We start from the raw sequence: 19,069 nt of genomic DNA on the forward strand, positions 1-19,069 counted from the left end.
CCCATGACCGCGCCCATGAACGAGCCGCTCACCGATTCCGTCACCTTGCCCAGCGGCGATGTGGTCATGACGATCGACCGGTCCGTGGCCGTGGTGCTGCTGGACCTGATTTCGCGCATAACCTCCGATCCGGCGGAGCAGGATGCGCGCGATGATCTGGAGCATCCGGCGGAACTGGCGGCGCTCTATGCGGTGCGGGGCGTGCTGGAAAACGCCCTCGGCGAACCGCTCGCCGACAATTATGAGAAGCAAATCGACGAGGCGCGGATCGCCGTGATATCGCGCCTCGAAGCCAACGCCTGAGAATGCCCCTCTCCCCCACGGGGAGAGGTCGACCGCGCAGCGGGCGGGTGAGGGGGGCGTCGAGAATCCGCTCTTGGCTCTCTCACCCCAACCCTCTCCCCCACGGGGAGAAGGCGCGTGTCGATCGGAGCTTTCCGGATTTCAAACAGGCCCTTAGGGCTCACCAGCTCGGAAGAACCGCGCCCTTGAAGGTGGTGAGGATGAAGTCCTTCACCTCGGGGGAGCGATAGCTTTCCACCAGGATCTTCACGAACGGCTTGTCCTTGTCTTGCGTGCGCACCGCGATGACATTGACATACGGGCCCTTCGGGTCTTCCCGCAGGATCGGATCCTTCACCGGGTCGAGGCCGGCTTCCTTGGCATAATTGGTGTTGATGCCGGCCGCGTCGACATCGGGCAGGGAGCGGGGAAGCTGGGCCGCGTCGATCTCGACGATCTTGAATTTCTTCTTGTTTTCAATGATATCCGCGACGCTCGGCTTGAAGCCCACGCCCTCGCGCAGCTTGATATAGCCCTTGCCCGCCAGCAGCAGCAGCACCCGGCCGCCGTTGGTCGGATCGTTGGGAATGGCAAGGCTCGCGCCCAGGGGCAGGTCATCCAGGCTCTTGAACTTCTTGGAATAGATGCCGATGGGGAAGTTTACCGTCTGACCCACCGAGATGATCTTATAGCCGCGATCGGCCACCTGATTGTCGAGATAGGGCTGGTGCTGGAATGAATTCGCCTGCAATTCCCCGGAATCCAGCGCGGTATTGGGCACGATGTAATCGGAGAATTCGACGATTTTGATATCGAGGCCCTGCTTGGCGGCGATGGGCTTCACCGCTTCCAGGATCTGGGCATGGGGACCTGGGGTGACGCCCACCGAAATGGTCTCGGCAAAGGCGCCGTTCGTCAGGGCGAACGATACGGTGAGCACGCGCGCGAGCGCGCGGAAGCGGAGGTTCATGTCACAATCTCCTTGAATGAAAGGTTCAGTCGCGCCGGCTGCGCTTGTCGAGGCGGCGGGCTAGCAGGTCGCCGAAGCTCTGCACCGCTTGCACCAGAAGGATCAGGACCACCACCACGGCGGCCATCACGTCGGGCATGAAGCGCTGGTAGCCGAAGCGAATGCCAAGATCGCCAAGGCTGCCGCCCCCCACCGCGCCCACCATGGCGGAATAGCCGAGCAGGCTCACCACCGCGAGGGTGAGGGCCAAGGTGATGGCGGGCAACGCCTCGGGCAGAAGCACCTTCACCACGATCTGGAGCGGGCTTGCCCCCATGGCGCGGGCGGCTTCCACAAGGCCTTGATCCACCTCGCGGATGGCGGCCTCGATCAGCCGGGCGATGAAGGGGGCGGCTGCCACCGTCAGCGGCACGATGGCCGCGTTGGTGCCGATGGAGGTGCCCGCGATCAGCCGCGTGAACGGAATGATGGCCACCACTAGAATGATGAAGGGGGTGGAGCGGGCCGCGTTCACCACCAGGCCCAGCGTTTGATTGAGCACGGGGGCGGCGAACAGTTCGCCGCTGCGGCTGGTGGCCAGGAACACGCCAAGGGGCAGGCCGATCAGCGTGCCGATCAGGCCCGATATGGCGACCATGTAGAGGGTCTGGCGGGTGGCGTCGATCAGCAGATCGACGATGGCGGGGGAGAGGATTTCAGGAAACATAGCCAAGCACCTCCACGCCGAGGCCAAGCCGGGTCGCCGCGGCTTCCACCGCCGCCACGGTCGCCACATCCCCCGGCACCGAGACCACGATGACGCCGAACGGCGCGCCGGCGATGTCGTCCACCTGCGCCTGGATGATGTTCACATCGACGCCAAGCAGGCGCGAGATGCGGGACAGAACCGGGTCAGTGGCATGGGTGCCGGTGAAGACGATGCGTAGCACGGCGTTCGCGTCTTGGGTCCGCTCGCGCCGCAGCCGGTCGGCCACCTGGGCGGGGAGGGCGGCGCCCGTGATGGCGGAGATGAACGCCTTGGTCGTGGCATGCCGGGGATGGGCGAAGATGTCGAACGTCGGCCCGTCCTCGACGATGCGCCCCCCATCCAGCACGGCCACGCGGTTTGCGACCGCCTTGATGACCGCCATCTCATGGGTAATCAGCAGGACGGTGAGCTTGAGGTCGGCGTTGACCTTGCGCAGCAAGGCGAGGATCTGATTGGTGGTTTCCGGGTCGAGGGCGGAGGTTGCCTCGTCCGAGAGCAGCACGCGCGGGCGGGTGGCCAGCGCCCGGGCGATGCCGACGCGCTGCTTCTGCCCGCCGGAGAGTTCGGCGGGATAGCGGTCGCGCTTATCGGCGAGGCCAACGAGATCGAGCAGCGGTTCCACCCGCGCCTTGATCTCGCGGCGCGAGACGCCGGCAATCTCCAGCGGCAAGGCGATATTTTCGAACGCGGTCCGCCGCGCCAGCAGGTTGAAATGCTGGAAGATCATGCCGATGGAGCGGCGCGCTTCGCGCAGGCCTGTCTCCGACAAGGCGGTAATATCGGTGCCGTCCACCACGATTCGCCCGGCGGTGGGGCGCTCCAGCCCGTTGACCAGGCGGATGAGGGTGGACTTGCCGGCGCCCGAGCGGCCGATGACGCCGACAATGGCCCCCTCGGGCACGGCAAGGTCGACGTCCGAGAGGGCGGCGACCTCAGGGGTGCCTTGGCGGGCGGCGTAGGTCTTGACCACGTGCTCGAAGCGGATGACGGGATTCTGCACCGGCAAAGGCCTTCCCAAGGGGTCGGCCTGCTGTGCCGATGCGGCAAGAATAGGCAGGATAGCGGTCACGTTCATCTCCGGCTTTCGTCGGTGAAAGCGCGAGGCGTTCGTCCTGGCGGTCCAATCAATGGCCCAGGAAACCGACGGCTGGAAGGGAATTTCGGGCGGCAAAAGGCGCGGCGCACACAAAAGGCCGCAGTCACATTCGCATACACAGGCAGCGCATCATGGCCGCACCCATCGTTTGTGTTTCCCTGAACGAACCATCGTTCTTTTTGGCGAACAAGTCAAGATGCTCGAAATGGATGTGGAATACATTTTCGACGCGCGGCGCGGAGGATCCAACGCCGGGTGGCCGGGCTCGCGCCGATGGGGGCGGAGCGCGCGGCGTTGTCAAAGCGCGGTGCCGACCACATATTGAGCCCAGCGCCGGCCACGAAACGGATCGTTGCGCCCACGAGTTTGAGATCATGTCGTCTGCGGAACCCATCCATCTGAGCGAGAAGCAGTTTGCTCAGATCGCCCGCGCCCTGGCGGAACCGCGCCGCTACCAGATCCTGAAGAAGATCGGCGCCTCCGGCACACACCTGGCGTGCAGTGCCCTGGTGGAATGTCATGCGGTCAGCGCCGCGACCATCTCCCACCATGTGAAAGAGCTTGAGACCGCGGGCCTCGTGGACATCGTGCGCGAGGGCAAGTTCGCCAAGCTCATTCTGCGCCGCGATGTGCTCGGCGCCTATCTCGAGCAGCTTTCCCGCATCTGAGGCCCCTGCGTCAGCTCTCCGCCGACCTGCGACCGCCCCTTGAATCGGCGGGCGGGCTTCCCATTTACGCCGCACATCAATTCGATGTTTATCTAATTATCGAATCGTTCCGGTTGGGAGAGATGAGATGAGCAAGCTTTCAGGCAAGGTCGCCGTAGTCACTGGGGCCTCCAAGGGAATCGGCGCAGCCATTGCGAAAAGCCTTGCGGCCGAAGGGGCTGCGGTGGCGGTGAACTACGCTTCCAGCAAGGAGGGCGCGGACCGCGTCGTAGCCGAGATCAAGGCTGCCGGCGGCAAGGCGCTTGCGGTGCAGGGCGATGTGGCGAAGGCCGCCGACGTGGCGCGCCTGTTTGCGGAAACGAAGGCCGCATTCGGCAGGCTGGACATTCTCGTGAACAATGCCGGGGTCTACAGTTTCGCGCCGATCGAGGAGGTGAACGAGGAACACTTCCACCGCCAGTTCGATACCAACGTCCTCGGCCTCCTGCTGGCGACCAAGGAGGCGGTCAAGCACTTCTCCGCCGAGGGCGGCAGCATCATCAATATTTCCTCGGCGGTCACCACCGTCTCGCTGCCGGGCGCTTCGGTCTATACGGCAACCAAGGGCGCAGTGGATTCCATTACGCGCGTGCTCGCCACCGAACTCGGCCCGCGCCAGATCCGCGTCAACGCCATCAGCCCCGGCGGGGTGGAGACGGAAGGCACGCGGAGCCTGAACATCACCGGGAGCGACCTGGAACGGGACTTGATCGCCAAGACTCCGCTCGGGCGCGGCGGCCAGCCGAAGGATATTGCGACCGTCGCCACTTTCCTCGCTTCCGCTGATGCCGGATGGCTCACCGGCGAGGTCATCTTCGCCTCGGGCGGCCTGCGCTGAGCGCAGCCGTCCCGGCGCAGGCGCGCCCCGGCCGTTTTCCCCTTCCGGCCGGGGCGCGCGATGTCATTCGGCCGCGCGGGGGAAGGGCAGGTGCTTCTGACCGCTCTGCGCATCGGACCCGTGCGCGTCCGGCCCGTGCGCGCTGTCCGCGTGACCCGGATGCTCGTCCCGCTTGCCCACGAACCGGCCGAACAGCCGGCCCAGGACGTGGCTGAAATCGTCCATCACCGAGAACACCGCCGGCACGAACACCAGCGACAGCACGGTGGAGGCGATCAGCCCGCCGATCACCGCGATCGCCATGGGCGCGCGGAACGAGCCGCCCTCGCCCAATGCCAATGCCGAAGGCAGCATGCCCGCCGCCATGGCGATGGTGGTCATGACGATGGGCTGGGCGCGCTTGCGGCCGGATTCGATCAGCGCCGTGGTGCGGTCCATGCCCTTGGCGATGGATTCGATGGCGAAATCGACCAGCAGAATGGCGTTCTTCGTCACGATGCCCATCAGCATCAGGAAGCCGATCACCACCGGCAGCGAGATGGAATTGCCGGTGAGCAGCAGCGCGATGAAGGCGCCGCCCACCGAGAGCGGCAACGCCACCAGGATCGTGATGGGCTGAAGCACATCCTGGAACAGCAGCACCAGCACCGCCAGCACCAACATCACGCCGGCGCCGATGGCGAGAGCGAAGCCGGAGAACACCTCGCCCATGATCTCGGCATCGCCGGATTCCTTGAGCATCACGCCCTGCGGCAGGTTCTTCGCGGCCGGTAGCGCCTTGACCGCCTCGATGGCGGCGCCGAGCGGGGTCTCGCCCACAAGGTCGGCCTCCACCGCGACACGGCGGGCGCGATCATAGCGATCGAGCGATGTCGGGCCCTTGCCGAAGCTCACATCCGCCACCGAGGACAGCGGAACCGAGACGCCGGCCTTGGCGGTGGGCACTTTCAGCGCATCGAAGGTGGCGAGCTTGGCGCGCGCCTTCTCGTCCATCTGCACCCGGATGTCGATCTGACGGTCCTTGGCGGAGAATTTGGCGAGATTGGCGGCAATATCGCCGATGGTGGCGATGCGCACGGTCTCGGCGATCGTGTCCACCGACACGCCGAGCTGGGCTGCCTGGTCCAGCTTCGGCACGATGCGGATCTCCGGCCGGTCGAGCGCGGCGCTGGAGACGACGTTGGAAAGGGTCGGCACGTTGTCGCGCACCTCCTTCTCCAGTTTCAGCGCCGCCGCCTCCACGGCATCGCCGTCATTGCCGGACAGGATCATGGAGAAGCCGCGCTGCGCCGCTTGCCCGTTGGGGCTCCAGGTGAAGCGCATGTCCGGAAGCGCCGCCAGCTCACCGTGCAGGCGGCTCTCGAAGGTCTTCTGGTCGACGCTGCGCTCGGCGCGCGGCTTGAGATTGACCACGATCGTCGCCTTGCGCACCTCGCTCGCCATCATCGCCATGCCGCCCTGTCCGCCGGTGCCGGCGGTTGCATAGACGCTGGCCACTTCCGGCTGCTTCAGCAGGTCGGCCGTGATCTTGTCCGCCACCGCCTGCGTTTCCGCGAGCGTCGTGCCCGGTGGCATCTCAATGGACAGCATGGAGCGGGAGATGTCGTTGGTGGGCAGAAAACCCGAGGGCAGCAGCGTGGACAGGAAGATGGTGCCCGCGAACACGGCGAAGCCCATGGCGATGGTCGCGAAACGGTGCCGCACGGACCATGCGAGAAGGCGCAGGTAATGGCGCATGATGAAGCCGTCGCCGGTTTCACGATGGCCATGGTCGCGCAGGAAATAGGCGGCCATCAACGGCGTGATGAGGCGGGCGACGGCGAGCGAGAACAGCACCGCCACCGCGACCGTGATGCCGAATTGCTTGAAATATTGCCCGGCAATGCCGCCCATGAAGGATACCGGCACGAACACGGCGGCGATTGTCAGCGTCGTCGCCACCACCGCGAGGCCGATCTCGTCCGCCGCCTCGATGGCCGCGCGATAGGGGGATTTCCCCTGTCGCATGTGCCGCACGATGTTTTCGATCTCGACGATGGCGTCGTCGACGAGGATGCCGGTCACGAGCGTGATGGCGAGCAGGCTCACCGCGTTCAGCGAGAAACCGAGCGCATCCATCACCCAGAAGGTCGGCAGGATGGAGAGCGGGATGGCGAGCGTGGTAATGAGCGTCGCGCGCCAGTCGCGCAGGAACAAAAACACCACGATCACCGCCAGGATCGCGCCTTCGATCAAGGTGTGCATGGCGGATTCATAGTCCGCCTTGGTATAGCGCACCGTCGTATCGATCATGCTGATCGACACGTCGGGATGGGACTGAAGCAGCTTCTTCACCTCCGCCTCGGTGCGGTCGTAGACCACCACGTCGGAGAAGCCCTTGGCGCGATAGACGCCGAATGCCACCACCGGGCGCCCGTCGAGCCGAGCGAACACGCGCTGCTCCGCCGCCCCGTCGGTGACGGTGCCGAGATCCTTCAGCCGGACATAGCGCCCGTTGGACAGCACGATCCGGGTCTCGGCGAGGTCGTCCACGCTGGCTGCCCCGGCCAATGTGCGGATCGACTGCTCCTGCGTGCCGACTTCGCCACGCCCGCCGGAGACGTCCACATTGGTGGCCCGCAACTGGCGTGAGACCTCGGCCGCGGTAATGCCGAGCGACATCAACCGGTCGGGATCGAGCGCGACCCGGATTTCACGGTCGACACCGCCCTCGCGCTTCACCTGTGCGACGCCACGAATGCCCTGGAGCGTGCGGGCGACGGTGTCGTCCACAAACCAGGACAGCTCCTCCGCATTCATGGTGGGGGAGGCGACGGCATAGGTGACGATCGGCAGGCCCTCGATGTCCACCCGCTGGATCAGAGGTTCCTCAATGGCTTGGGGCAGCTCGGTGCGGATCTTGGTGATGGCGTCGCGCGTGTCGTTCACCGCCCGGTCAACCGCCGTTTCCAGGTGGAACTCGATGGTGGTGACGGAGGAGCCTTCCGAGAGCGAGGACGTGATGTGCTTCACCCCCGACACGCCGGCAACGGCGTTCTCCACCTTCTTGGTGATCTGGGTCTCCAGTTCGCTCGGCGCGGCACCGGGCTGGGAGATGGAGACCATGACGATGGGCACGTCGATGTTCGGCATCTGCGTCACCGGCAGCGAGCTGAAATGCACGATGCCGAGCGCGATGAGGACCACGAACAGGACCAGGGAGGGGATCGGCTTGCGGATCGCCCAGGCGGAGATGTTGAGAGCCATGGCGCTTACTTTACTCCCGTCGCGGTACGGTCCGTTTCGACCGCGTTGACCTTGTCGCCTTCGCGCAGGAAGCCCCCGGCGCGCACGACCACAAGATCATCGGCGCTTACGCCGGAGACAAGTTCGATGCGGCCCTCGCTCTTCAGGCCCGGCTCGACCCGCCGTTCTGCAACGACGCCATCCTTGACCACCAGCACATAGGCGCCCTTGGCGTCGAACATGACCGCGGACTGCGGCACGGCGAGCCCCTCGCGGCGGGCGATCTCAATCACGCCGCGCCCGTAAGTGCCGGGACGCAGCCGGTCGTCGTCGGCCAGGGCGATTTCCACCTTGCCGAGGCGGGTGGATTTGTCGAGTTGGGCCGAGATCAAACGCACCTTGCCTTCCAGAGGTGCGGGGAAACCGGCGGGAGTGACGCTGACGCTCTGGCCGATCTTCATGCGGGGCATTGCCACTTCGGGCACCTCGGCATCAAGGTCGATGGCGCCGTCGCGGGCGATGCGGAACAGGGGTTCCGACTTGTTGGACAAGACGATGGCGCCGATCCGGGCATCGCGGGCAAGGATCACGCCTGCGGCCGGGGCCTTCACCTCCGTGCGGGTGAGCTTCAGCGCGATTTCGGAGCGTTGTGCCTCCACCAAGCCGGCGTCGGCTTCGCTCGCGATAAGGGCTTCGCGGGTAGCGGCCACTTGGGCGCTCGCGACTTTCACGGCGCGCTCGCGCTCATCCAGGGTTTCCTGCGAGACCACGCCGGTCTTGCGCAATTGGCGCGCGCGCTCAACTGCCGAGGTCGCCTCAGCTTCTTGCGCGAGCATCTGGTCGAGATTGGCGCGTTGCTGGGCGATGGCGGCCTTGGCCTTGGCGCGATTGGCGGTATTCTGCGCGAGCTGGGTTTCCAGCACCTCGCGATTGAGCCGCGCCAGGACTTGGCCCTGCTTCACGCGATCGCCCACCTCGGCGAGGATCTCGATGAGGCGATAGCCCTCGATTTCCGGCCCCACCTGGATTTCCTCGCGCGCGATCAGCGAGCCGGTGACGAGGAGGGTCTCGGTCATCAACCTTTGCTGAGGATGGGTGACGCTCACCGTGAGGCCCTTGGCGGGTTCGGCGGCCGGCGCCTCGGCGACGGCGGGGGACACGAACTGGGGCGCCGCGAGGGCCACAGCGAACAGCGCGCCGGCTAGAAGGCGACGCGACCGGCCCTGGCGCGACGGGACGTGAGGTGATTCGCTGCCGGAATATGCGCTGCGGGGCATGGGATGGTCGGTCTCTCTGTGTGCGGCCTCGGCCGCGCGCGCTTTTGCGGGCGCATGACGATACGGAAATTGCGGCAAGGTAATGCTCATGGCGCGGGCGCTTTTGCTTCCGGCGCGAGCATGCGCCGCACCAGGGTCGCGAAAGCCGGCAGGCGCGCGGGCAAATTCCACTGGGGATGAAGCTGGTTGTGCAGGATTATCCCATCGCCCATCACCTTGAGCAGCATCACCAGCGTGTCGGGATCTGCGGTCGGGTCGATCTCGCCCTTTTCCATGCCGGAAACCAGGGCGGCCCGCAGCAGAACGTGGCTTTCCTCCTCCACCGGCTCTAACGCATCGCGCAATTTCTCATTGCGGATCGCCTCTGCCATGATTTCCGGGCCGAGCTTGGCGCAGTCCATGGTGTCGTTGGCCAGCAGCGTGGCGATGCATTCCGTCAGCCCGTCGATCAGGCTCGGGGCCTGGTCGAGATATTCGAACAACCTCGCGCGGTCTGCGCTTTCCCCTTCGACGATGGCGCCGATGATGGATTCCTTGGAAGGAAAGTAACGATACAGGGCGCCCGGGCTCATCCCCGCCTCGGCGCAGATCTTTTGCATCGAGGTGCCGTGAAACCCGTCACGCGCGAAGCATTGCACGGCCGCCGTGAGGATACGCTTCTGTTGCTCGCTGCGATGATCGACAGCGGCAAGTGTGGGGACGCCCAAAGCCATGGACCTTCAAAAATGAGAATGAACGTTCGCTCTCACCCTGCCGGCAGCAGAGGTCCCGGTCAAGAGCGAATGTTCGTTCGCATGCTCCGCCCCTGGCGACCCTCGGGTGGGGGCGGCGTCGACTGGCCCACTCGCGGCGGGTTGCCCGCTCCACTGGGAATGGTTCATATGCCATCAGAGGGTGGCACCTGGCCGCCGGATCGGCGCGGATCCGGGCGAGCGGCGGGACGAGGCTGGGGGAACCGGGAAATGCAGGCGTCCATGCTGTTTCGCACCTTATTGCTTGGCGCGGTGCTCGTCGGCCCGGCACATGCCCAGGATGCGCCAGCTGCGGCGGTGGCGCCCGGCTGGCAGCCGACGCCGTGGGCAGACAGCGTCTTCCTGGAGAGCCAGCTGTTCTTCAACCTGAACACGCCGGATGGTCGCGGCGTCAGCGAGCAGCAATGGGTGCAGTTCGTTGCCGATGTGGTCGCGCCGCGCTTTCCCGGCGGCTTCACGGTGCTGGAGGCGCAGGGCCTTTCGGCCAGCGCTCCGGCGCCACAGCCGGCTGCCCAGGGGACGCCCGCGCCCGCAGCATCCTCCCCGGCGCCGACGACCGCAACCGCCCCGGCCGCCGGGGCCACGCCCCCGGTGCCGGCTCCGCTCTCGACCACAGTCGCCCTCGCCCTGTCGCGGCCCGGGACGCGTGTGCTGGTGATCGTTCTTCCCAATACGCCGGACGCTGCCACCAAGCTCGGCGAGGTCAAAAGCTCTTATATCAAGCGCTTCGGCCAGCAACGAGTGTTCCATGTGGACTTCCCCGTGCGCGTCTATCCCTGAGGCACAGGCGCCAGGTCATGCCGCCGCCCTTGAGGGGAGCGATGGCGCACCCCACGTGAAGGGGGCATTTTCTTTCCATCCGCGAGGCCCCTAGATGTTCGCCGCCGCCTTCACCGCGTTCGGGCAGGTTTTCTCGCCGCTCCTGCGCGGCGTTCTGGTCAAATCGGTGCTGCTCGCACTGGGTCTGCTGATGGTGCTGGGCATTGCCGCCTTCGCGGCGGTGGAGCGTCTCGCGGAGCTGCCCTATCCTTGGCTCGATACCACGCTGGCCATCGTCACCGGCCTCGGCTTGGTGTTCGGCGTTGCCTATCTGATGCCGGCCGTGTCCTCGCTGGTCGCCGGCCTGTTCGTGGACGATGTTGCCGAGAAGGTGGAGCGCGCGAGCTATCCCGACGATCCGGTCGGCACGCCCCAGCCGCTCGCCACCTCACTCTATTATTCCGCGCGCTTCTTCGTGCTGGTGCTGGCGGTGAACATCGTGGCGCTGATGCTGCTTCTGGTGCCGGGCGTCAATCTGATCGCCTTCTTCGTGGCCAATGCCTATCTGCTCAGCCGCGAATATTTCGAGATGGTCGCCATGCGCTTTTCCTCGCCGGCCCAGGCCCGCGCCCTGCGCCAGGCCAACGCCACCAGCATCTTCATTGCCGGTCTGCTCATGACGCCGCTGCTGATGGTGCCGATCCTCAACCTCATCATGCCGGTGTTCGGCACCGCCTTCATGGTGCATCTGCACAAGCGGCTGAAGGTGGTGCCGACCCATAAGCTGATCGAGGCCTAGGACGCGCGCCTCTAGATCGGCTTGTCCGGCCAGCGGCACAAATCATTGATGGGGCAGATCGGGCAATCGGGCAGGCGGGCCTTGCAGATGTAGCGCCCGTGCAGGATCAGCCAATGATGGGCATGGCGCTTGAAGCGGTCCGGGATGCGCTTTTCCAGGCCCAGCTCGACCTCAAGCGGGGTCGCGCCGGGGGCAAGGCCGGTGCGGTTGGCGACGCGGAACAGGTGGGTATCCACCGCGATTGTGGGTACGCCGAAGGCGATGTTCAGCACCACATTGGCGGTCTTGCGGCCGACGCCGGGCAAAGCTTCCAGCGCCTCGCGCTCCACCGGCACCGCGCCGCCGTGGCGGGCCAGCAGCAGGCGGGAGAGTTCCGCGACATTCTTCGCCTTGCCGCGATAGAGGCCGAGGGTGCGGATGTGGGCGGCGATGCCCTCTTCCCCCAGCGCCACCATGGCGGCGGGTGTGGGGGCGGCCGCGAACAGGCCCTTGGTGGCCTTGTTCACTCCGACGTCGGTGGCCTGAGCGGAGAGCACCACGGCCACCAGCAGGGTGAAGGGATCGACATAATCCAATTCTCCCTTCGGTTCGGGATTGAGCCGCTCGAACCTTGTGAAAGCCTCGACGATCTCCGCCTCGGTCCATTGCGTCACCGTGCGCCCATGGGCGGCGGCTGCGGCATTGGCGACCGCCCTGCGGCGCACGGGGCCGATGCCGGCGGCCTGCTCGGCCTTCAGGCGCGCGGCGGCGGAGGCGGGGAGGCGGGACTTTCCGGCAGATAGCGCGGCGCCGGCCTTCTCCTTTGCCTGCCTTGGTGCCGGTTTTGGCGAGGATTTGGCGGGCTTTGCGACAAGTGAAGAGCCGGCTCGGGGAGGTGTGGTTTTTCGCGCCATTTTGTCCCTATAATCCCGCCCATGACGAAGGCCAATGACCTGCCTTTCCCCGATGACGGGGAGCCGACGGTATTTGCCGCCACCATGGCGCCTCACCGCTCGCTGTCGCAGCGCGGCTTCCTGCTGCTGATGGTAGGGGTCGGGGCCGTCAGCTTCACGTGCGGCGCGGCATTTTTGGCCATGGGGGCGTGGCCCATCTTCGGTTTCTTCGGTCTTGATGTAGCGCTGATCTATTTCGCCTTCCGCGCCAATTTCCGCGCCGCCGCCGCGCGCGAGCATATCCGCATCACTCCGAGCCTGGTTCAGGTGCGCCAGGTGCCGGCGCGGGGCAAGGCGCGGGATTTCCAGATGAATCCCTTCTTCACCCGGCTGTGGCGGCGCGAGGTTGAGGAGTTCGGCACCATCGACATGGCGCTGGTCTCGCGCGGTTGCCACACCCCTGTGGGCATCCATCTCGGCCCGGTGCAGAAGGGCGAACTGGCGGACGACATCAATGCCGCATTGATGGAAGTGAAGCGCGGTGTCACGCGCACGGTATTCTGACGGCTGCGGGGAAATCGGGTGGTCGCCATGGCGGGAAACGGGTGAAATGGCGCAGACATCCGCTCAAGGAGTGACGCCCGTGCTGCTGCACGATTCGCCCACGCTCGATTCGCCGAAGCCGTTCGGCTTTGCTCCGCTCACCTCGGCCAACGAGCTGGACATTGCCGCCGCCGATTATGACGTGGTGCGCCGGGCCGTCGCCTATGTGACCACCCATATGCGCCAGCAGCCGGAGGTGGAGGAGATCGCCCGCGCCACCGGCGTCACCAGCCGGGCGCTGACCGATGTGTTCCGCCGCTGGTGCGGCCTGACGCCCAAGGCGTTTCTCCAGGCGGTGACGCTGGATCGCGCCCGGCAGGTGCTGGCCCAGAGCAGCAATGTGCTTGATGCCGCATTGGAACTTGGCCTTTCCGGTCCCGGCCGGCTGCATGACCTGTTCGTGGTGCATGAGGCCATGTCGCCCGGCGAATGGAAGACCGGCGGGGCGGGGCTGGTGATCCGCTATGGGTTTCACCCCTCGCCGTTCGGCCTCGCCCTTGCCATGGCGACCTCGCGGGGCTTGTGCGGATTGGCTTTTGCCGATGCGGGGGAGGAGCGCTCGGCGTTCGCCGACATGTCGGTGCGCTGGCCCAATGCGCGGTTCGTGGAGGAGCCTTCCGCCACCGCGCCCTTGGTGCGCTGCATATTCGATCCCGCCGCTTGCCGGGAGGACCAGCCGCTCCGCATCGTCTTCATCGGCACGGATTTCGAGGTGCGGGTCTGGGAGACGCTGCTGCGCATTCCCATGGGCCGCGCAACCACATATTCCTCCATCGCCGACCGGGTGGGCAGCCCCAAGGCGGCGCGGGCGGTGGGGGCGGCTGTGGGGAAGAACCCGATCAGCTTCGTGGTGCCTTGCCACCGGGTGCTGGGCAAGAATGGCGATCTCACCGGCTATCACTGGGGCCTCACCCGCAAGCGCGCCATATTGGGCTGGGAAGCGGGAAAGGTGGGGGTTTAGCCGCTCCTGCAAAAAAATGTTTCATGTGAAACATTCACTTGGCGAAGAAGAACGCCAGGGAAGAGTGGAGTGTTCGCGGTCTTCTGCGTGGGAAAACACCATGTTCCGCAGAAGTTCTGCGACGCGCCGCGTGCCGCCGCCCTCAGTCCTTCAGCTCAGTCCCTGGCCAGGGCGAAGCGCAGCAGGAGGGTGCGCTGGATGGGGCTGAAATTGTCGTCGGAGACGATCGTCAGCAGCGTCTCGCCGGCGCCGTTCACGGTCACGGCGAGGCCCTCCATATTGTCGATCTCATAGCCCATGTCGGCGGTGAACAGGATGTCGCCCTTCAGCACCGCGCCGGGGGCCACGTCCTTCAATTGGAACCGGCGGATCTGCATCGAGACGCCGGTGCTCACCGCATAATGGCGCTCCAGCAGGAACAATTCGCCGTCCGGCCCCAGCGCCGCGTCTGTCGCGCTGAACACGCCGCTTTTCGGAACGGTGAAAGTGCCCGGCTTCGGCCCGCCGATGATGAAGCCCGGCAGGTCGGCGGCATTGGTTGCGCCCACTTCGCCGATGCCCAGCAGCGCCCCGGCGAGCGGGCCGGAGGGCACATAGACCAGGCTTTCCAGCCCCAGATTGTCGCGCAGCGCCTTCACGCCGGGCGGCACCGGGATCGGCTTGCCCTTCTGCCCCAGCGGATCGGGGCCGGGGAAGGACCAGATCTCGTTCACGTCCTCCAGGCCCACGAACACGTCCTTGGGTCCGATGGCGAGGGATTCCGCATCGCCCCGTTTGGAATCTGCGAGCGGCGCGCCCGTCTGGTCCAGCATGGCGGCGGCCGTCACGTCGGCAAGGCCGGTCGGCCGGTCGCCCTCGGTGACGAGCCGCCCGCGCAGGAACACGCCGGCATCGGTGACGGCCAGAAAATGCGCGCCGTCCGCGTCGAGATGAAACGCCGACAGGCCGCCGAAGCCGGGAAAGGGCGAGGTGAGCCGCAGCCCGCCGCGATAGAGCAGGGCGCCGAAGCGGGTGTCGTCGGCACGCGGGCGGAAGGTGGCGATGGGCGCCGCCTGCACCTCGATCGCCACGGGCTCCACCGGCAGGCTCGGCGGCTTGGAAAGCGCGTGGCCCGCGAGCCCCGTCGCGATCAGGGCCGCGAGGGCCAGGCCCGCCAGCCAGCGCGCGCGGGGGCCGCCCGTGCGAGCGCCCACATCGCGCGCGTCCCCGTCGCGCGTGGTGTGGCGCGTCATTGCCGTGTTCCCCGGCCGGTCCGGACCCATCAATGCAGGCGCTTGCGGCCGGCGGTCTTGGCGGGGGCGGGCGGGGTTTCGGAGAACAGCTCCGCCAGCTTCTCGGTCATGACGCCGCCCAGTTCCTCGGCGTCGACGATGGTGACGGCGCGCTTGTAATAGCGCGTCACGTCATGGCCGATGCCGATGGCGATCAGCTCCACCGGCGAGCGGTTCTCCACCTGCCAGATGATGTGGCGCAGGTGGCGTTCGAGATAATTGCCGGCATTCACCGAGAGGGTGGAATCGTCCACCGGCGCGCCGTCGGAGATCATCATCAGGATCTTGCGGGATTCCGGCCGGCCGAGCAGGCGCTGGTGCGCCCAATCGAGCGCCTCACCGTCGATATTCTCCTTCAGCAGCCCCTCGCGCATCATCAGGCCGAGGTTGCGCCGCGCCCGGCGCCAGGGGGCGTCGGCGGACTTGTAGACGATGTGCCGGAGATCGTTGAGGCGGCCGGGATTGGCCGGCTTGCCGCCGGTCAGCCACGCCTCGCGCGATTGGCCGCCCTTCCAGGCGCGGGTGGTGAAGCCGAGCACCTCCACCTTCACGCCGCAGCGCTCCAGCGTGCGGGCGAGAATATCCGCGCAGGTGGCGGCGACCGTAATGGGGCGCCCGCGCATGGAGCCGGAATTGTCGATCAGCAGCGTCACCACCGTATCGCGGAACTCGGTGTCGCGCTCGCGCTTGAACGAGAGCGCCGCGCCGGGATCGGTGACCACGCGGGAGAGGCGTGCGGGATCGAGGATGCCTTCCTCAAGGTCGAACTCCCAGGCGCGGTTCTGCTGCGCCAGCAGGCGGCGCTGCAGGCGGTTGGCGAGGCGGGACACGACGCCCTGGAGGTTGCTGAGCTGCTTGTCGAGATAAGACCGCAGCCGCGTCAGCTCCTCGATGTCGCACAGCTCCTCGGCATGCACCTCTTCGTCGAACTTGGTGGTGAAGGCGTGATATTCCGGCCCCTTGATGTCCTGCGACTGGGGCGTGCGGGGCTGCCAGGGCTCGGCCGATTCCTCGCTGTCGCCCATGTCGGAATCGTCAGGCGACTCGGCCGGGGGGCCGGCCTCGCTCTCCACCGCGCTGTCGGGCAGCTCCTCCTGGGCGAGTTCGGCTTCCACCTCGGTCGCGCCCTGCTGGCTGTCGTCCTCGCTCGCCTCGCCCTCCTCGCCGCCCTGTTCCTCGCGGCCGGCGGGATCGTCGTCGTCCTCGCTCTCCTTGTCGGTCTCAAGGCCGCTTTCCTCGCCCATTTCCAGGGAGGAGAGCAGTTCGCGGGTGATCTCGCCGAACTTCTTCTGGTCCTCGATGCTGTCGGCGAAACGGGCCAGGTCGCCCTCGGCGCGGCTCTCGATATAGTCGCGCCAGAGATCGACGATCTTGCGGCCTGCGGGCGGCGGGGCCTGGCCGGTGAGGCGCTCGCGCACCATCAGCGCCAAAGCTTCCTCGATGGGCGCATCGGCGCGTTCGGTGATGTCGGCATAGGGGCCGCGATGATAGCGGTCGTTCAGCATGGCCGTGAGGTTGCGCTGGACGCCGGTCATGCGGTTTCCGCCGAGCGCTTCCACGCGGGCCTGCTCGACCGCCTCGAACACCGCGCGGGCGGTATCGCCGGTGGGCAGCATCTTGCGGTGCACGCTTTGGTCGTGACAGGCGAGGCGCAAGGCGAGGGAATCCGCATGGCCGCGCACCACCGCCGCGTCCTGGGCCGAGAAGCGCCGGGGCGGCTCGGGCAGGCGGACGCGGTCCTGCGTCAGGGAGGGACGCTCGTTGGCGAACGTGACGTCGAATTCGCTCACCCCGGCAATCGCCTTGAAGCACCCGGTAATGGCGCGCTTGAACGGTTCGGCGGGCGCTTCCTTCGGGAGGGTCTTCACGATCTTGTTTGAGGGAGGCATCGCCGCTGGCCCTGTCTGTGGCGCGTATCGCGCCGGTCGCACCATTTTCCCCCGCGCTCTGGCAGGGGCGGGGCGGGGCCGAAGCGGGCGTCCCGTCCCTTCAGATGCTCCACCCGACCGGGTGGAGCGGGCGCCCGCCCCTGATGGGCCGGGCGCTTTTAAGCCTCAGGCGAGGGCGACGTTGACCGTGCTCTCGGTCAGCTCCACGCCGAAGCAGCGCTGGTAAAGCTCCGCCACCAAAGCGCGCTCCAGCTCGTCGCACTTGTTGAGGAAGGTCACGCGCAAGGCGAAGCCGAGATCCTTGAAGATATCGGCATTCTCGGCCCAGGTGATCACCGTGCGCGGGCTCATCACGGTCGACAGATCACCGTTGATGAACGCGCTGCGGGTAAGATCCGCGAGGCGCACCATGCGGTTGACGATGTCGCGTCCCTCGGGGTTCTGATAGTGCTTCGCCTTGGCCAGCACGATCTCGACTTCCTTGTCGTGCGCCAGATAGTTCAGCGTGGTGACGATGGACCAGCGGTCCATCTGGCCCTGGTTGATCTGCTGGGTGCCGTGATAGAGGCCGGTGGTATCGCCGAGGCCGACCGTGTTGGCGGTGGCGAACAGGCGGAATGAGGGATGCGGGCGGATGACCCGGTTCTGGTCCAGCAGGGTCAGGCGGCCCGAGACCTCCAGCACGCGCTGGATCACGAACATCACGTCCGGGCGGCCGGCGTCATATTCGTCGAACACCAGCGCGATGTTGTTCTGCAGCGCCCAGGGCAGGATGCCGTCGCGGAATTCGGTGACCTGAAGGCCGTCCTTCACCACGATCGCATCCTTGCCGATCAGGTCGATGCGGCTGATGTGGCTGTCGAGGTTGATGCGGATGCAGGGCCAGTTGAGGCGCGCCGCCACCTGCTCGATATGGGTCGATTTGCCGGTGCCGTGATAGCCGGTCACCATCACGCGGCGGTTGTGCGCGAAGCCCGCGAGGATAGCCAGGGTGGTGGGACGGTCGAACAGATAGTCAGGGTCGAGATCTGGAACATGACTTTCGGCCTCCGAAAAGGCCGGGACTTCCATGTCGATGTCGATGCCGAACACCTGGCGCACCGACACCTTCATATCCGGGGTCGGGGCAATGGTCTCGGTGCCGCTCATAACGCCTCCGTATGCGCTTGTAGATTCGCGCGCGTCGTCTTGCTTGTTGATCCGTGCGGCACCTTAAAGGTTTTTCCGCTGCTGCAAAAATTCTCTCGCCGGGGCCTCTCGTCGCGGCCCCCTTGGGGGGTGTTCAACAAAAACCGGCCTGTTTCAAGGTGTTGTAGGCCTGGATCACGCTCCGCAGCCGGTCTTCCGCCGAGCGATCGCCGCCGTTCACGTCGGGATGATGACGTTTCACCAATTCCTTGAAGCGCGCCTTGATCTCCACATTGTTGGCGGACATCTCAAGCCCGAGCACTTCCAGCGCCTGCCGCTCCAGGGTGCGGACCATGCGGCCCTCCGCCTTGGGCGCCTCGAAACCGGCGGTGCCGCCCATTTCCTGGGTAAAGCCGAACGGGTCGCGATAGCCGCCCGCGTTCGCCTCGGCGCCGCGCGTGCCCATGCGCCAGGTGGGGCGATGGCCGGTGATCGCGTCCTTCTGATAGGCGAACACGGCATCGTCGCTCATGCCGGCGAAATAATTGTACGACTGGTTGTACTGCTTCACGTGGTCGATGCAGTAATTCCAATATTCCCCTTCCGCGGCCCGGCCCTTGGGCGCGCGGTGCGTGCCGTCCTGGGTACAGCCGGGCCAATCACAGGCTGCGCAAGTGGTCTTGCGCAGGCGATCGGCGCTCGGCTTGACCCGGATGCGGTCGAAGAAGGGGGAGTCGATCTTCATAATTCGATTATGGCCATCGCACCGCAGTGCGGCAAGCAAGGGAATGAAGGCGGAACGGCCGCCTGAGGCGGCGCAGGAGGACTGACGCAGCGCAATCCGCCGGACGGAACCTGTCGCAGATATAGGGCGCGGCGCCCCTTTGTGCCA

At 66.2% G+C, this 19,069-nt stretch carries 18 protein-coding genes; 7 read left to right on the forward strand and 11 right to left on the reverse strand.

Going from position 1 to position 19,069, the window contains the following annotated elements; all coding sequences use genetic code 11:
• Positions 1 to 303, forward strand: a 303-nt coding sequence (locus V5F77_RS12775; protein WP_429005735.1) for a hypothetical protein, incomplete at its 5' end; no start/stop codon positions are given.
• A gap of 160 nt (positions 304 to 463) precedes the next feature.
• Here the strand turns inward: V5F77_RS12775 and V5F77_RS12780 are convergent.
• The 3 genes from V5F77_RS12780 to V5F77_RS12790 are packed head-to-tail and all read right to left on the reverse strand — an operon-like array spanning position 464 to position 3,075.
• Positions 464 to 1,252 carry a MetQ/NlpA family ABC transporter substrate-binding protein gene (locus V5F77_RS12780; RefSeq protein ID WP_429005736.1) on the reverse strand — a complete coding sequence of 263 codons (789 nt, stop codon included), beginning with the start codon at positions 1,250 to 1,252 and terminating at the stop codon, positions 464 to 466.
• A 25-nt stretch (positions 1,253 to 1,277) separates the two neighbouring features.
• The gene (locus V5F77_RS12785; protein ID WP_429005737.1) at positions 1,278 to 1,958 is read right to left on the reverse strand and encodes a methionine ABC transporter permease; all 681 of its coding nucleotides are present in this window, start codon (positions 1,956 to 1,958) and stop codon (positions 1,278 to 1,280) included.
• Entirely contained in the window at positions 1,948 to 3,075 is a 1,128-nt protein-coding gene (locus tag V5F77_RS12790; protein ID WP_429005738.1) for a methionine ABC transporter ATP-binding protein, read from the reverse strand. Before V5F77_RS12790 ends, V5F77_RS12785 begins: the two co-directional genes overlap by 11 nt.
• A gap of 395 nt (positions 3,076 to 3,470) precedes the next feature.
• Here V5F77_RS12790 and V5F77_RS12795 point away from each other — a divergent pair, with 395 nt between their 5' ends.
• The gene (locus V5F77_RS12795) at positions 3,471 to 3,764 is read left to right on the forward strand and encodes an ArsR/SmtB family transcription factor (RefSeq protein ID WP_429005739.1); all 294 of its coding nucleotides are present in this window, start codon (positions 3,471 to 3,473) and stop codon (positions 3,762 to 3,764) included.
• 127 nt (positions 3,765 to 3,891) lie between these two features.
• Positions 3,892 to 4,641: an SDR family NAD(P)-dependent oxidoreductase gene (locus tag V5F77_RS12800; protein ID WP_429005740.1), complete on the forward strand. Its 750-nt coding sequence runs from the start codon at positions 3,892 to 3,894 to the stop codon at positions 4,639 to 4,641.
• 63 nt (positions 4,642 to 4,704) lie between these two features.
• On the opposite strand, the gene V5F77_RS12805 is transcribed toward V5F77_RS12800, so the two are convergent.
• The 3 genes from V5F77_RS12805 to V5F77_RS12815 all read right to left on the reverse strand — a co-directional run bounded on the left by V5F77_RS12805 (position 4,705) and on the right by V5F77_RS12815 (position 9,856).
• Positions 4,705 to 7,887, reverse strand: coding sequence for an efflux RND transporter permease subunit (locus tag V5F77_RS12805; protein WP_429005741.1), 3,183 nt, complete (start codon positions 7,885 to 7,887; stop codon positions 4,705 to 4,707).
• A 5-nt stretch (positions 7,888 to 7,892) separates the two neighbouring features.
• The gene (locus V5F77_RS12810; protein WP_429005742.1) at positions 7,893 to 9,143 is read right to left on the reverse strand and encodes an efflux RND transporter periplasmic adaptor subunit; all 1,251 of its coding nucleotides are present in this window, start codon (positions 9,141 to 9,143) and stop codon (positions 7,893 to 7,895) included.
• 86 nt (positions 9,144 to 9,229) lie between these two features.
• A complete protein-coding gene (locus tag V5F77_RS12815) occupies positions 9,230 to 9,856 on the reverse strand; it encodes a TetR/AcrR family transcriptional regulator (RefSeq protein ID WP_429005743.1) in 627 nt (208 codons plus the stop codon).
• Positions 9,857 to 10,105: 249 nt separating this feature from the next.
• Between V5F77_RS12815 and V5F77_RS12820 the strand changes: the two genes are divergently transcribed.
• Together V5F77_RS12820 and V5F77_RS12825 are read left to right on the forward strand one after the other, a co-directional pair.
• Complete coding sequence (locus tag V5F77_RS12820; protein ID WP_429005744.1) at positions 10,106 to 10,675, forward strand: DUF3574 domain-containing protein; 570 nt, start codon at positions 10,106 to 10,108, stop codon at positions 10,673 to 10,675.
• Positions 10,676 to 10,769: 94 nt separating this feature from the next.
• The gene (locus tag V5F77_RS12825) at positions 10,770 to 11,453 is read left to right on the forward strand and encodes a sulfate transporter family protein (RefSeq protein ID WP_429005745.1); all 684 of its coding nucleotides are present in this window, start codon (positions 10,770 to 10,772) and stop codon (positions 11,451 to 11,453) included.
• 11 nt (positions 11,454 to 11,464) lie between these two features.
• On the opposite strand, the gene nth is transcribed toward V5F77_RS12825, so the two are convergent.
• Positions 11,465 to 12,346, reverse strand: coding sequence for an endonuclease III (gene nth / locus V5F77_RS12830; protein WP_429005746.1), 882 nt, complete (start codon positions 12,344 to 12,346; stop codon positions 11,465 to 11,467).
• Between the two features lie 21 nt (positions 12,347 to 12,367).
• Here nth and V5F77_RS12835 point away from each other — a divergent pair, with 21 nt between their 5' ends.
• Complete coding sequence (locus V5F77_RS12835; protein ID WP_429005747.1) at positions 12,368 to 12,889, forward strand: DUF2244 domain-containing protein; 522 nt, start codon at positions 12,368 to 12,370, stop codon at positions 12,887 to 12,889.
• 46 nt (positions 12,890 to 12,935) lie between these two features.
• Positions 12,936 to 13,889: a methylated-DNA--[protein]-cysteine S-methyltransferase gene (locus V5F77_RS12840; RefSeq protein WP_429005748.1), complete on the forward strand. Its 954-nt coding sequence runs from the start codon at positions 12,936 to 12,938 to the stop codon at positions 13,887 to 13,889.
• 155 nt (positions 13,890 to 14,044) lie between these two features.
• Here the strand turns inward: V5F77_RS12840 and V5F77_RS12845 are convergent, their stop codons facing one another.
• The 4 genes from V5F77_RS12845 to V5F77_RS12860 all read right to left on the reverse strand — a co-directional run bounded on the left by V5F77_RS12845 (position 14,045) and on the right by V5F77_RS12860 (position 18,922).
• Positions 14,045 to 15,121, reverse strand: a complete 1,077-nt coding sequence (locus V5F77_RS12845; protein ID WP_429005749.1) for an esterase-like activity of phytase family protein — start codon at positions 15,119 to 15,121, stop codon at positions 14,045 to 14,047.
• A 29-nt stretch (positions 15,122 to 15,150) separates the two neighbouring features.
• Positions 15,151 to 17,049, reverse strand: a complete 1,899-nt coding sequence (gene cobT, locus V5F77_RS12850; RefSeq protein ID WP_429005750.1) for a cobaltochelatase subunit CobT — start codon at positions 17,047 to 17,049, stop codon at positions 15,151 to 15,153.
• 165 nt (positions 17,050 to 17,214) lie between these two features.
• Entirely contained in the window at positions 17,215 to 18,198 is a 984-nt protein-coding gene (gene cobS / locus V5F77_RS12855; protein ID WP_429005751.1) for a cobaltochelatase subunit CobS, read from the reverse strand.
• 133 nt (positions 18,199 to 18,331) lie between these two features.
• The gene (locus tag V5F77_RS12860; RefSeq protein WP_429005752.1) at positions 18,332 to 18,922 is read right to left on the reverse strand and encodes a J domain-containing protein; all 591 of its coding nucleotides are present in this window, start codon (positions 18,920 to 18,922) and stop codon (positions 18,332 to 18,334) included.
• Positions 18,923 to 19,069: the final 147 nt, after the last annotated feature.

This window comes from Roseixanthobacter psychrophilus, from assembly GCF_043195195.1.
In the GTDB taxonomy this organism is placed as follows: Bacteria; Pseudomonadota; Alphaproteobacteria; order Rhizobiales; family Xanthobacteraceae; genus NCEH01.

Bases quoted from the DNA above. Each gene is read 5' to 3' on its own strand.
- V5F77_RS12780 (WP_429005736.1), bottom strand. From the start codon at position 1,252: ATGAACCTCCGCTTCCGCGCGCTCGCGCGCGTGCTCACCGTATCGTTC.
- V5F77_RS12785 (WP_429005737.1), bottom strand. From the start codon at position 1,958: ATGTTTCCTGAAATCCTCTCCCCCGCCATCGTCGATCTGCTGATCGAC.
- V5F77_RS12790 (WP_429005738.1), bottom strand. From the start codon at position 3,075: ATGAACGTGACCGCTATCCTGCCTATTCTTGCCGCATCGGCACAGCAG.
- V5F77_RS12795 (WP_429005739.1), top strand. From the start codon at position 3,471: ATGTCGTCTGCGGAACCCATCCATCTGAGCGAGAAGCAGTTTGCTCAG.
- V5F77_RS12800 (WP_429005740.1), top strand. From the start codon at position 3,892: ATGAGCAAGCTTTCAGGCAAGGTCGCCGTAGTCACTGGGGCCTCCAAG.
- V5F77_RS12805 (WP_429005741.1), bottom strand. From the start codon at position 7,887: ATGGCTCTCAACATCTCCGCCTGGGCGATCCGCAAGCCGATCCCCTCC.
- V5F77_RS12810 (WP_429005742.1), bottom strand. From the start codon at position 9,143: ATGCCCCGCAGCGCATATTCCGGCAGCGAATCACCTCACGTCCCGTCG.
- V5F77_RS12815 (WP_429005743.1), bottom strand. From the start codon at position 9,856: ATGGCTTTGGGCGTCCCCACACTTGCCGCTGTCGATCATCGCAGCGAG.
- V5F77_RS12820 (WP_429005744.1), top strand. From the start codon at position 10,106: ATGCAGGCGTCCATGCTGTTTCGCACCTTATTGCTTGGCGCGGTGCTC.
- V5F77_RS12825 (WP_429005745.1), top strand. From the start codon at position 10,770: ATGTTCGCCGCCGCCTTCACCGCGTTCGGGCAGGTTTTCTCGCCGCTC.
- nth (WP_429005746.1), bottom strand. From the start codon at position 12,346: ATGGCGCGAAAAACCACACCTCCCCGAGCCGGCTCTTCACTTGTCGCA.
- V5F77_RS12835 (WP_429005747.1), top strand. From the start codon at position 12,368: ATGACGAAGGCCAATGACCTGCCTTTCCCCGATGACGGGGAGCCGACG.
- V5F77_RS12840 (WP_429005748.1), top strand. From the start codon at position 12,936: ATGGCGCAGACATCCGCTCAAGGAGTGACGCCCGTGCTGCTGCACGAT.
- V5F77_RS12845 (WP_429005749.1), bottom strand. From the start codon at position 15,121: ATGACGCGCCACACCACGCGCGACGGGGACGCGCGCGATGTGGGCGCT.
- cobT (WP_429005750.1), bottom strand. From the start codon at position 17,049: ATGCCTCCCTCAAACAAGATCGTGAAGACCCTCCCGAAGGAAGCGCCC.
- cobS (WP_429005751.1), bottom strand. From the start codon at position 18,198: ATGAGCGGCACCGAGACCATTGCCCCGACCCCGGATATGAAGGTGTCG.
- V5F77_RS12860 (WP_429005752.1), bottom strand. From the start codon at position 18,922: ATGAAGATCGACTCCCCCTTCTTCGACCGCATCCGGGTCAAGCCGAGC.